This window comes from Bacillus daqingensis, from assembly GCF_042654445.1.
GTDB classification, from domain to species: Bacteria; Bacillota; Bacilli; order Bacillales; family Salisediminibacteriaceae; genus Alkalicoccus; species Alkalicoccus luteus.
In genome coordinates this window covers 141,337-154,093 of the sequence record NZ_JBHSGK010000013.1, presented here as the reverse complement: position 1 = coordinate 154,093, position 12,757 = coordinate 141,337, and the positions used below count along the sequence as shown (strand labels likewise).

At 50.1% G+C, this 12,757-nt stretch carries 11 protein-coding genes; 4 read left to right on the top strand and 7 right to left on the bottom strand.

Translation table 11 applies throughout. The annotated features are described in order from the left end of the window. Positions 1–114 precede the first annotated feature (114 nt). The 4 genes from ACFO4L_RS11980 to ACFO4L_RS11965 all read left to right on the top strand — a co-directional run bounded on the left by ACFO4L_RS11980 (position 115) and on the right by ACFO4L_RS11965 (position 6,828). Positions 115–1,827, top strand: coding sequence for a sigma-54 interaction domain-containing protein (locus ACFO4L_RS11980; protein ID WP_377909911.1), 1,713 nt, complete (start codon positions 115–117; stop codon positions 1,825–1,827). A 140-nt stretch (positions 1,828–1,967) separates the two neighbouring features. Next, positions 1,968–3,158: an iron-containing alcohol dehydrogenase gene (locus tag ACFO4L_RS11975; RefSeq protein ID WP_377909910.1), complete on the top strand. Its 1,191-nt coding sequence runs from the start codon at positions 1,968–1,970 to the stop codon at positions 3,156–3,158. A gap of 13 nt (positions 3,159–3,171) precedes the next feature. After that, complete coding sequence (locus tag ACFO4L_RS11970) at positions 3,172–4,635, top strand: CoA-acylating methylmalonate-semialdehyde dehydrogenase (protein WP_377909909.1); 1,464 nt, start codon at positions 3,172–3,174, stop codon at positions 4,633–4,635. A 678-nt stretch (positions 4,636–5,313) separates the two neighbouring features. Beyond that, entirely contained in the window at positions 5,314–6,828 is a 1,515-nt protein-coding gene (locus ACFO4L_RS11965) for a hypothetical protein (protein ID WP_377909908.1), read from the top strand. Between the two features lie 651 nt (positions 6,829–7,479). Here the strand turns inward: ACFO4L_RS11965 and ACFO4L_RS11960 are convergent. The 7 genes from ACFO4L_RS11960 to ACFO4L_RS11930 form a co-directional block, all read right to left on the bottom strand. Continuing rightward, positions 7,480–8,352, bottom strand: coding sequence for a permease (locus tag ACFO4L_RS11960; protein WP_377909907.1), 873 nt, complete (start codon positions 8,350–8,352; stop codon positions 7,480–7,482). A 57-nt stretch (positions 8,353–8,409) separates the two neighbouring features. Further along, the gene (locus ACFO4L_RS11955) at positions 8,410–8,724 is read right to left on the bottom strand and encodes an ArsR/SmtB family transcription factor (RefSeq protein WP_377909906.1); all 315 of its coding nucleotides are present in this window, start codon (positions 8,722–8,724) and stop codon (positions 8,410–8,412) included. Between the two features lie 140 nt (positions 8,725–8,864). After that, on the bottom strand, positions 8,865–9,215 hold the full coding sequence (locus tag ACFO4L_RS11950) for a helix-turn-helix transcriptional regulator (protein ID WP_377909905.1): 351 nt from the start codon (positions 9,213–9,215) through the stop codon (positions 8,865–8,867). A gap of 148 nt (positions 9,216–9,363) precedes the next feature. Beyond that, positions 9,364–10,200, bottom strand: coding sequence for an EamA family transporter (locus ACFO4L_RS11945; RefSeq protein WP_377909904.1), 837 nt, complete (start codon positions 10,198–10,200; stop codon positions 9,364–9,366). Between the two features lie 126 nt (positions 10,201–10,326). Then, the gene (locus tag ACFO4L_RS11940; RefSeq protein WP_377909903.1) at positions 10,327–10,683 is read right to left on the bottom strand and encodes a DUF805 domain-containing protein; all 357 of its coding nucleotides are present in this window, start codon (positions 10,681–10,683) and stop codon (positions 10,327–10,329) included. Positions 10,684–10,704: 21 nt separating this feature from the next. Next, a complete protein-coding gene (locus ACFO4L_RS11935) occupies positions 10,705–12,036 on the bottom strand; it encodes a TrkH family potassium uptake protein (RefSeq protein WP_377909902.1) in 1,332 nt (443 codons plus the stop codon). Next, positions 12,037–12,714, bottom strand: a complete 678-nt coding sequence (locus tag ACFO4L_RS11930) for a potassium channel family protein (protein ID WP_377910317.1) — start codon at positions 12,712–12,714, stop codon at positions 12,037–12,039. It lies immediately after the preceding gene. Positions 12,715–12,757 lie beyond the last annotated feature (43 nt).

The following is a 12,757-nucleotide window of genomic DNA, read 5'->3' as shown; positions in this document are numbered from 1 at the left end:
CTTCCTAATAGTGAGAGCGGTTACAAAAAATCGTTCAGCCCCATCTTTCTATTCATGCAAGATAAATGCCAAATTTGCTATATTTTAGAGTGTAAAGAGAAAGGAGTGATTATCGTGAGAGTCAATAACCAGCTTTCAACCTCTTATACAGAAGAAATATATACGTTAAAAAGGTCCCTCACATTTAAAGAGCTTGTTTCGAAAAGTGCGCTCGAGTTCGTATTACTGACAGAGGAAACCGGGGAAGAACAGTGGCTTCTCACGCCTGAACTTCTGCGGGCAGCAGAGCGCGACGACGTGCACCCGGAGGAACCGATTCCGGATGCCTATTTGCTAAAGCCGGTTTACGTTGCGGATTCCGATCCACTTTCGACGTATCCGGCAGAGGAAACGGCTGCATTAGTCGAGGGAGATGGTCATATCACCGGACTGTTGAGACGAGAAAAGGTACTTCGTGAACTGCAGCGGCTGCGAGCAGAAAGCCGTCTGAATGAAGAAATTCTGCAGGTCGTGTTTGAAACGGCTTACGAGGGCATCGCCGTCGTCGATCAGCACGCGAACATCGTGCATATGAATGATGCTTACCGCAGCTTTCTCGGCATCACCCCTGAAGCAGAGGTGATCGGGCGAGCCGTTACAGACGTCATCGACAATACGCAGCTGCATCGCGTCGTCGAAACAGGAATTCCGGAGCGTGCGCAGACGCAGGTCATTCAAGGACAGAAAATGATTGTGCACCGAATACCGATCTGGCGCGGCGATGAGATTACCGGTGCAATCGGAATGCTGATTTTTGAAGGAGTTTCTGAGCTTTACCACATTTTGGAGCAGGAGGCAGAGGGAAAAACGCTGTCCGAAACGGCAAAGGCAGCACCTGAATATGAAGACGTCACGTTTGAAAATATGGTTGGGGAAAGTCATGCGATTCAGATGATGAAAAGCCGGGCCAGAAAAGCGTCGCGTACGAAGGCGACGGTAATGATTACCGGCGAAAGCGGCACGGGTAAAGAAGTATTTGCAAAAGCGATCCGCAATATGAGTCCGCGCGCCAAAGGCCCATACGTCAGCATAAACTGCGCGGCGATTCCGGACCAGCTGCTGGAGGCGGAGCTGTTCGGCTTTGAGGAAGGGTCGTTTACCGGAGCGAAAAAAGGCGGGCAGAGCGGTAAGTTTGAACAGGCGCATAAAGGAACGCTGTTTCTCGATGAAATTGGCGATATGCCGCTGCACATGCAGACGAAAATACTGCGCGTGCTGGAGGAGGAATCTGTTGTGCGTGTAGGCGGCAGCCGTGTGATTCAGCTGGACGTCCGAATCATTACGGCAACGAACCAAAACCTGCTGAAGAAGGTGGAGGAAGGTACGTTTCGAAAAGATTTGTATTACCGCCTGAACGTGATTCAGCTGGAGCTGCCGACGCTCCGTGAACGAAAGGAAGACATACCTGCGCTCGTGCAGCACTACATTCCGAAGCTTGCCTACAAGCACAGTCTGGAGCAGAAAACGTTCACGAAAGAAGCGATGCAGAAGCTGAGAAGCTATGACTGGCCGGGAAACATCCGTGAGCTAGTCAATGTCTTGGAGCAGGTGCTGACGCTTGCCGACGGCTCGGCGGTCGAGGTGCATGATTTGCCGCATGCCGTGCAGGCTGGTGCGGATCCGGAGCCAAAAGCGCTGCTGCATGAAGGGCAGGAGAGCCGGGAAAAAAGCATGATTGAATCTGTACTGGAAGAAGCAGCCGGCAACAAAACGAAAGCAGCTGAAAAGCTCGGTATTCACAGAACGACGCTTCATAAAAAGATAAAGCGTTACGGCATTGAAGTGTAGCGATGAAGCTACACTGTTTCGCTACACTCGTTGATAAATGAATACGCTTTCACATAAAACCGCTTACAAGGCTGCAGAGGAAAAGTTGGCATGGCTTTTGCATCTCTTTAGAAGATGAGAAAAGAAAAGGAGGTCTATCTTTGGGATATTCAACGGTACACTTACCCAAAAGCATTTTCTATGGAGAAAACAGCTTTTCAGCCATCGGCACAGAAGCAGCCAAGTCCGGCTCACGTGTCCTCCTGATCAGCGATGAGGTCATGAAAAAACTTGGCTACGTAGAGGAATGCCACGCCTTTCTTAAGGAGGCAAATGTAGCCTGCACCGACTATCTCGGCGTCGCATCAGAGCCGACGGACGTTTATGTAGCAGAAGCGCTGCAGCTGATTCGTGATCATCAATGTGATCAGGTTATCGCACTTGGAGGCGGGAGCTGTATTGATACGGCGAAAGCGGTCGCGGTGCTTGCGACAAATAAAGGAGACATCAGTGATTACATGGGCGGAAAAACCCTTGCTGCAAACGCGCCGCTTCCGTTGACCGCCATTCCAACCACAGGCGGAACAGGCTCGGAAGCGACCGATGTCACCGTGATTACCAATACACGCACCGACGTTAAAATGATGATTAAGCAGCCGGCATTCATGCCAGAAAAAGCGATCGTCGATCCGTATTTGACCGTATCTTCTCCCAAAAGTATCACTGCCGCTACCGGTGTCGATGCGCTCACGCATGCAGTGGAAGCGTTCATTTCCAAAAAAGCACATGCATTTACCGATGCGCTGGCGCTTTCTGCGATTAAACGAATCATGCTCTATCTGCCGAAGGCATTTGAAAACGGCAAGGATATCGAAGCCCGTGATCATATGATTTACGGCTCCATGCAGGCAGGAATGGCCTTTTCCAATTCATCGGTTTGTCTTGTGCACGGGATGTCGCGGCCGATCGGCGCCCTGTTCCACGTGCCGCACGGCATTTCCAACGCCATGCTGCTGCCGGTGCTGTTAAACTACGCAAAAGAAAGCTGCACGGATCGCCTTGCTACAATTGGGCGCTACGTATCTGACGAGCTGGATGCAGCAACAGATGCAGAAGCAGCTGATTACGTCGTATCCGAAATTCTTCATCTGTGCGAAACGCTCTCTATACCAAATTTGAAGGCGTGGGGTGTGGAAGCAGATAAGTTTCAGAGCGTGCTGGATAAAATGGCGTCCGATGCGCTCGACAGCGGCAGCCCGGCAAACAATCCGAAAGTGCCTACAAAGGAAGAAATTATCGACTTGTATAAAGAAGCGTATGACTTTCAGTATGCAAGCCTGCAAAACCAATAAGGAGGAATGAATCATGACCGTACAAACAGCAAAACAATTGAAGAACTTTATTAATGGAGAATGGGTGGAATCATCGACTGAGCAGTACCAGTCCGTGCCGAATCCGGCCACTGGAGAAGAGATTGCCCGCGTTCCGCTTTCTACGAAAGAAGACGTCGATAAAGCTGTGAAAAACGCCAGGGAAGCATATAAACTGTGGAAAAAAACGCCGGTTCCGAAACGGTCCCGTATTTTTTATAAGTATCATCAGCTGCTGATGGAGCACTACGAAGAGCTCGCAGAATTAATTACAATCGAAAACGGCAAGACGTATGAAGATGCCTATGGGGAAGTGCTGCGCGGGATTGAGTGCGTGGAATTCGCTTCAGGCGCCCCGCATTTAATGAAGGGCGAAGTGCTTCCAGAAATTGCGACAAACATTGAATCGAGTATGTACCGCTATCCGGTCGGTGTCGTCGGCGGCATTACGCCATTCAACTTCCCGATGATGGTGCCGTGCTGGATGTTCCCGCTCGCGATTGCATGCGGCAACTCATTTGTCATGAAGCCGTCCGAGCAGACACCGCTGCTTGCCGAACGACTTGTTGAGCTGTTTATGGAAGCCGGTCTCCCGAAAGGTGTGCTCAACATCGTACACGGTGCGCACGATGTCGTGAACGGTTTGCTGGAACATGATGAAGTCGATGCGATCTCGTTCGTTGGCTCACAGCCGGTAGCAGAATACGTGTATACAACTGGCACAAAGTATGGGAAACGCGTTCAGGCGCTGGCAGGAGCGAAGAACCATTCCATCGTGCTCGGCGATGCTGAGATGGATAAAACAATTGAAGGCATCATCGGCGGTGCGTTTGGCAGTGCCGGTCAACGCTGCATGGCAACAGCAGTCGTTGTCGTAACCGAGGACATTGCTGATGAAGTTGTCAACCGGCTCATTGAAGCAGCCGATCAGCTGAAGCTCGGTGACGGCCTGCAAAAGGACGTGAACCTTGGTCCGGTGATCCGCGACTCGCACCTGGAGCGCGTTCATCAAGCTATCGAAGAAGGTGTGGAAGAAGGCGCCAAGCTTGTCCGCGACGGACGCGAAGACGTGAAGAGCGAGCTGCCGCCAGGCTTTTTCCTCGGAGCCACCATCTTTGACCACGTGACGTCTGATATGAACGTATGGGAGAAAGAAATTTTCGCTCCCGTCCTCTCGATCGTACGTGTGAAGGATCTGACAGAAGCGATCGAATTCACGAACCGATCCGAGTTCGGAAACGGCTCCGTCCTCTACACGACAAGCGGGGCTGCCGTACGCGAATACCGAGAGGACATCGAAGTCGGCATGCTCGGCGTGAACGTCAACGTACCAGCGCCGATGGCCTTCTTCCCGTTCTCCGGCTGGAAAAAATCATTTTACGGAGATCTGCATGCAAACGGCATGGACGGCGTTAACTTCTACACGCGCCGCAAAATGGTCACCTCCAGATGGTCGTAATATAGAAGCAAAGAGAAGCCCGGGAGCCGATGCGCTTCCGGGCATTTCTGCGGGCGAAAGTTTTCATTTCGGTTGCGGAAGTTTTCATTTGGGGAGAGAAAGTTATTAATTGACGAGGCAAACATTTCATCCTCTGTCTCAACGTTATCATTGTTATCATTTGGCGTTCTACATAGCGAAGAACTTATCATTTGACGGGTCCATGTTTTTATTTGATGCCGTCAACTTATCAAGATCCTCAAAGGAAGCTTCCGGACCCCCGGAAGCAATCTGCTCCAGTCGGAAAAGTTGAACATTTTCCAGAAAAGATGAACGTTTTAGTCCGGCAGATGAACGTTTCTTCGTTATAGCAGATTAAAGTTGATGCTCGTAAACAGACCGATGCTGAAGTTAAAGCTTTCACCTGAAAAGTTGAATATTTACAAAGAGAAGTTAATGATTTTGAAAAGGAAGATGAACACTTTCTCAAACAACACCCTTCGTAAGGAAGCTTCCGGCTCCGGAAGCAGTTCCGACATCATGTTCTCCTAAACAGCACCAGTTTTCCATGCAGATCCAGCGTGTTCACAGTTCGTTGCGACTTTTTTTCAATGTAAGCGGTTAGCATCGTTGAGCGTTTGCGCCGGCTGCGGTAAGCTAGAGAGCGGACGTTTAACTAGAAAGGAACGAGAGCTTATTATGACGAACCTGGATTTTTTGAACCAGTTTTGGATTATCGTGTTTTTCCTGATTCCGATCGTGCTGATTTCGAGAACGGTCGTAGCCGGGACTCGGTATTCTCCTATTTTGATCGTCGTGCTGTTCGGTTTGGCGATGGGCTTTTTACTTGAATACAGCGGGGTGAGCGATCCTGGTCTGACGGCATTCCCGATGGTCGGCATTATGGCGCAGACGACGATCATCGCTCTGATCGCTTCGTTTTTTGTCGGCGGACAGGAGCTGCGCAAAATTCTCGGGCGAAAATCGCTCGATGCGGAGGACATGGTCACGCCGGCAGATGAGGAAGTCATTCTCGGTACAACGCGTACGCAAATGTTTCTCATTGTTCGCTCGCTTTTCATTCTGCTCGGCATGTACGGACTGATGCATGCGATTCAGGGGACGGGCACTGCTGAACTGAGCAGCTATTATCCTGTTATCGCCTACATCGGCATCATCGGATCACTGATATTAATTGACAACAAGGCACGTATTACGAACAAGCCGCTCTATTTGCGTAAAGGTGTGGTAGAGCTTACGCTGCTGCTTGCAGTGCTGCTTCTTTCGTATTTAATCGCCCAGCTTGTGGCCCCGCTGATTGCACTGCCGCAGATTTTCTTTGCGATGATGGTTTCCGCTGCGATCGGAGCGGTCTTCTATAAGTGGACGTTCGGTCCGACGTTGCGCTCGCTCTTATTTGCGGGGATTCCGATCGTGCTTGCGGCGAACTTTCTCGTCGGCGGCTCGCGAATTGGCGAAGCATTCGACATTCCGGGCGTCAATGCCGTGCTCGTTTACGGCTTCTTCGGCCAGCTCGTCTGGATGTTCGGCGGGATCGCACTACTCATGTATTTTGCCCGGACAACGAACGCCCGCAATCTGGCGCCGGGCATGGCAGGAGCGCTGTCACACTCCGGTCTTACCGGCGCGTGTACAGCCGGAGACTTCGGAAAAACGGCCGCAAGCCGTGCGCCGATTATGATTAACATTCCGTTTTTCGGACACATTTTTGTATTTTCAATCCTTGCGGTAAGTGCAGAGCAGGGAAGCCTCTGGCTCTGGCCGGCGCTTCTGCTCGTTGCAATCGGCCTCGGTCTGACGGTGCTGGCACTGAAAAACCTGCGCGTAGCAGGAGGGGAGGATCGCCGCGAAGTCACGTCGCTGATGCAGTTCTCCTTCGGCTGGCAGCTTTGCGCGGTGTTCGGCGGACTGGCGTTTCTGTACATGGGGCCGCTCGCGATTGACTATGCCGCGATGGCGCAGGCTTCCGCGATTTCGCACTTCGGACTGTTTGCAGCGATTCAGGAAGGGATGTTCGGAGAGAATGCAGCACTGCTCATTCCGTTCGTCTTCTCGATGCCGTTCCTTGTGCACCCGCTCGTGTTTTACATGTTCGGACGCGCGATGGAAAACGGTGGCGACATGCCGAAAAAACCGGTATACATCATGGCCTTCATCGGTTTGATCGGTGTTACCATTTCCTTATTTGTTTAATAAGAAACCGTTCCCGTTATGGGAGCAGCTCAGAGGGGCGAAAAACGTCATTTAGGTGAATCACCCTGCATCTGCCTGTATCGATGGACACTCGCTTTCCGGAGGGAACGGGCTCAGCTAACCGCTTCTTCCTGCTGTCGGAAGCGGTGGATCTTCGCCTCGTTCTGATCCTCTTGGAGTCGAGGACCTTCGATGTCGGCAGCTGACAGTACGGGTGTAACGCCTGGTGATGATTGGCACGAGCTTGCTTGATTCGGGTAGAACCTTCGTTTAGGGAGAAACGTTACGAAACGGCATAGGGGCCGGTGCTTTCACATCTTTACCATGAAAGCAAAAAAGGCGTTGTTTCCGCCTGTTATGACGTTGTTCTTCAATAAGCAGATCCTTTTCCCCTGCGGAAAATGCCCCCTGAGAAACTGTTGAAGGTGAGCCCACGGCAGGCTTGGTAAACAGAGATGAAATACTACTAAACGAATAAACATATAAGTAGATTGACTTTGTAAACAGCCTGAGCCGTTCCCTTATGGGAGCGGCTCTTTTCTTTACTGATCAGCTTTTTTCCTCAATCTCCACCCTGCAGCAGTTCTTCGGTGTGTTGGACTTAACGCCGAGCAGCTGTTTGATCCATTTTTTTAGCATTGTTTATTCCTCCTATACGTATATGAGATAAAATAAAAATCCGGACACGGTCGACATCGTAATAACAGAGAGGACAAAGGTAACGATCAGCTCTGTTTTAAATATGGTTTTTAAAAGTACGAGCTCCGGAAGACTGGCTCCGGCTGAACTGATCAGCATCGCCATCACCGGTCCGACGGCCATGCCGCCGGCGATCATGACCTGCGATACCGGGATCATCGTGGAAAGGCGGATATAGAGAGGGATGCCGATCACCGCTGCAGCCGGAATGAGCCACCAGGCATCGCCGCCTAAATACGTACTGATGAAAACAGTTGGAACGACGCCGTGCAAAAGTGCTCCTAGGGCAGCGCCGATTGTCAAATAAGGAAAAACAGTTTTCATCATCGCCCACGTCTCGAGCCAGGCGCGTTTCACCGAGAACGTTTTGTGACGATTATCGTAGCCAATCATGACAACCTGCTTCACCGCCCGTTCCATGCCGAAACGTTCCAATATCAGACCAATTGCTAAAGAAAAACTGGCAGTAACGAGCGTGTAGGCGACTGCTATTTCCCAGCCCATAAACACGGTCATCACGGTTAAGATAGTCGGATCGAGCAGAGGAGAAGCAAACAAAAATACCATAACGACACCGAAGCGAATGTTGTTCTTTAATAAATGGACGACGATCGGAACGGTAGAACAGGAGCAGAACGGTGTCATAAAGGCGAAAACAAGCGCGATCATTCCGCCGCGAAAGCCGGAGTTCCGCCTCAGTAAATGTTCCAGCTTATGATACGGAATAAATACCTGAAGCAAATGAAGAATAAACGAGAGTATCATAAACAAGGCTGTGAGCTTCAACATGATAGAGGCAAACGACGCCAGCGTGTCGATCAGCATGATGAACCCTCCTTATATCAAATAAAATTGATGTATCAGGCAAAATGTGTACCCGGCTTACGGGGCCGGGCGGAAGATGCAGCATAATTCCTCTGAAAACAGGTGATTCATCGTTTCTGGATTCGCAGAATAGTAGTTCCACGTCCCACGCTTCTCGCGCGTGATCAGTCCGGCATCCAGCAGCAGCTTCACGTGATAGGATAGCTTCGACTGCGGCAAGTGCACAAGCTCCGTTAAATCACATACGCAAAGCTCCCCGCGCTCGCATAATAGATGCAGAATCTGCAGCCGCTTCTGATCACCAAGCGCTTTAAACTGCTTCTCATAAGCGGCATAGTCGACCGTCGTAGAAAACGATAATGGCAGTTCCATCGCTCATACTCCTTTCATCAAAAATAATTGATATATTCTCAGTGTAAGTGACATTCTCGGAAAAAGCAATCATTAAATCAAAAATAATTGATATAATAACTGTTCAAAAACCTCTGTGTACGCAGCACAGAGGCAGTAGATTAACTGGCAGATCCAGCCAGAACGTGCTTCATGGCATAGGTTTTTGGGGAGATGCCGTAGCGCTTTTTAAAAACGGAAGAATAATAGCTTGCGGATTGAAAGCCGACGCGAATCGAGACTTCTTCGATCGACAGCTGGTTATCCGCTAACAGGCGCAGGGAGGCATCGAGACGATACGCAACCAGGTAAGCCTTTAGACCGATCTGAAACTCCTTCTTAAACAGCATGCTGAGATGAGACTCGGAGATGTAGAGCTCCTTCGCAATACGACCAACAGTAAGTGACGGAGAACTGAAGTGACGGTGAACGATGTCGGCAGCCTGCTTTGCAGAAGTTAAAGACGGACTCATGATGCATTCCTCCTCAAGCGGGTATCGCTTGGTATTTCTATATATCTTACAAACAATGTCGAATTTTGTAAATAGTTCTAGTTAGGTCCAAGGGCTTATTTTTCAGTGAAGTGAACAACATGTCCCTAATTGTTCATTTCAGCGAATGTTACGAGCCAAGTACGAGCAGGCAGGCTCCCGCAAGCGCCATGAGAAAGCCGGTCATCTGCCAGCCGGAAAGCTTTTCCTGAATGATCAGGCGGGCGCAGAGAAGCGTGAACAATGGGGACATAGAGCCAGCAAGTCCAATGACTGAGAGAAGGCCCATGTTGACGCCTATAATATAGAGCACGGCAGCTAACGTTTGAAAAACGCCCATAATGGTAACGAGTACGCCGGCTCGAACGGTCAGCTGAAGGCTTGTTCGCTGCACGATCATCACAGCAGCGGTCAGAAAGAGCGCCCCGGCCATCGTAAACAGCACCGTCCACATCGCTTCACCAGCTGGCGGAACGTAAATGAGCACAAAAAAGAGTCCAAGCAAAAAGCCCGCGGCAGCTGCTTCCAGCATCACTTTGGCTGAAGCAGAAGTATCGTCATTCTCGTCCTGCTTTGAGATTAATACGATTGCCAGCGTGAGGACTACAAGACCTGCAAAAATAAGCAGCCCGGGGCGCTCACCGAATAACAAGCCGGCTGTTACCGGCATAATTGCAGACATAATCCCGCAAATGGACGCGGAAACGCCCATTTTTCCATTAGCCAGTGCCCGGAAATAAAACAAAAAGCCAGCGGCCAGCGCTGCGCCTGATAAACCTCCCCAAATAAGAGCATCCGTGCTGTATGTATCATTTGTAAGCAGTACAATTGGAATCATCATCAATGTTCCTGCTGCCTGCGCATAAAAAATGACCGCAAGCGTCGGCATGCGGCGCGTTACCTGTCCGGCCAGAAAATCACCGATACCAAATAAGACGGCAGTTAAAAATCCTAATAAGAGTGCCACGTGTCAAGGTCTCCTTTCCACAATCAGACTTCCAGTATACACGGTACAATATCATTTGTAAGGCGCGGTGCATGAAAAACAAGAAAAAACCAACCCGCCGCGGGGTCGGTTTCAAGGATATACGGTTTATGGTTCGGGTTCATGCTGCGGATTGGGGCCAAACCGGTTGCTGCCGGAATCGGATTCCAATGCCATAAACACGATAAAAATGATCCAGCCGAGAAACGGCAGAATATTGATCAGAATCCAGAAGCCGCTGCGGTTTGTGTCGTGCAGCCGTCTGACACCGACGGCAAGAGATGGAATAATGACCGCAAGGCTGTAAACGGAAGAAATCACCGTCGGCAGGCCGAACAGCGTCTCCAGCATGGCGAGCCCGACTAGAATCATAAAGTGGACGAGAAAAAACATCCAGTATTCTTTTCGGCGGGCCCGTCCGGAGAATGTTGCATAGTTTTTTAACACGTGCAGATACCAGTTCATAAAACGTCACTCCTTTTTGTATTATCCAGTGAAAATATCGCCTTTTGGATAGCGGACGTGGCTAGGCTCTGTTCGCGCAAGCGCAAATGCAAGCGTAACGGGACCAATACGGCCAATAATCATGAGCACAATGATAATGCCTTTTCCGGCATCCGTTAAGTCGCCTGTCAGACCCATAGAAAGTCCAACGGTTCCGAACGCAGAGAATGCTTCAAATACGATATGCAGGTAAGGGCCCTCTTCGGTGACAGCGAGCAGAAAGATGGAGAAAAACACGGTGATCAAACTAATCACTGCAATTGCGAGAGCGCGCATGATCGTTTTATCTTCAATGCGCTTTTCAAAGATTACAGGTTCTTTCTCTCTCTTTAAATACGTAAGCACCGCAAGAAGAATCACGAGAAACGTCGTCAATTTAATACCGGAGCCCGTAGAGGCACTTCCAGCCCCAATGAACATGAGCAGCAGCATAAACGTGATAGCAGCAGGCGTCATGTCTCCGATCTCCAGTGTGTTAAAGCCTGCTGTACGCGGTGTGACTGCCTGAAAGTAAGCAGCCCATACCTTTTCAGACCCGGAAAGGGAGCCGAGCGTCAGCGGGTTTTGAAACTCGAGTACAAATAATACGAGCGCCGCTGTGATGTTAATCAGCAGCGTGCCGACAAGCATGATCTTTGTATGAACGCTGAACCGGTGAAACTCTTTTGTCGTAATCAAGTCGTAGATGACGGTGAAGCCGATGCCGCCGGTGATAAACAAAAACGTAATCAGCAGGTTTACGACAGGATCCCCGACAAAGCCCATTAAGCTGTCGTCCCAAAGCGAAAAGCCGGCATTATTAAAGGCAGAAATGGCATGAAACAGGCTCGTCCAGATCCCAAAGCCGAGTCCATACTCCGGGACCCATCGCAGCGAAAGGATCACCGTCGCGATGCCTTCCAGCGTAAACGAAAAAATAAGCAGCATTTTTGCAAGGCGGATCATACCGCCTGCAGCCGGCTGGTTAAACGATTCTTGTACGAGAATCCGCTCACGCAGACCTATTCGTTTTCCAAGCGCCAAAATGATTAAAATCGCAAAGCTCATTAAGCCTAAGCCGCCAATTTTAATCAGAATCATGATTACGGCCTGGCCAAAAATCGTGAAATCGCTGCCCGTGTCAAGCACGACCAGCCCGGTCACCGTCGTCGCAGACGTTGCGGTAAAGAGCGCATCGATCAGCCTGATCGGCTCATGCGTCGAGACAGGGAGCATAAACAGAATCGTGCCGCTGATAATCGCACCAATAAAGCCAAGTGCGAGAAACTGAGGTGGAGTCAGCTGAGCGGCCCGATTCCGTAACCGGGCCGCCACCTACAGTTCCTCGTCTTCGAAACGCTCTAGATCGTTGTTATGGCCGATGACGAGCAGAATGTTACCGGAACGGATCGGCTCATCCGGCTTTGGTGAAATGTTCATCGCTTCACCATCTTTGATCGCGAGCAGCGTAATGCCGTATTTCGCTCGCAGCTGCAGTGACATGAGCGTTTCCCCGTCCACTTTGTCTGACGCGCGAAGTTCAATGATGCTGTAGTCATCAGACAGATCGATATAGTCGATGACTTTGTCGGAAACAATGTTATGGGCAATCCGTTTCCCCATATCAAATTCAGGGTGAACGACTACATCTGCACCGATTTTATCGAGCACCTTCTGATGGTACATATTTTGCGCTTTGACCCACACTTGCGAGACACCTTCATCCTTTAACACGAGCGTCGTTAAAATACTTGCCTGGATGTTATCGCCAATTGCAACGACTACGTGCTCGAAATTGCGGATGCCGATGCCGTGCAGCTGGCGTTCATCGGTGCTGTCGAGCTGAACGGCATGAGTGGAAAACCGGCTGTACTGGTCGACCTTATCTTGATCGATGTCGATTGCCATCACTTCATGACCCATATTGTGAAGCTCGCGGCAGACGCTTCCGCCGAAACGGCCAAGACCGATAACCGCATACTGTTTTTTGTGTTTTTTTAATTTTTTAGGCATTTTCATGACTGGACCACTCCTTTAAAAATGTCCATTCCGGTAA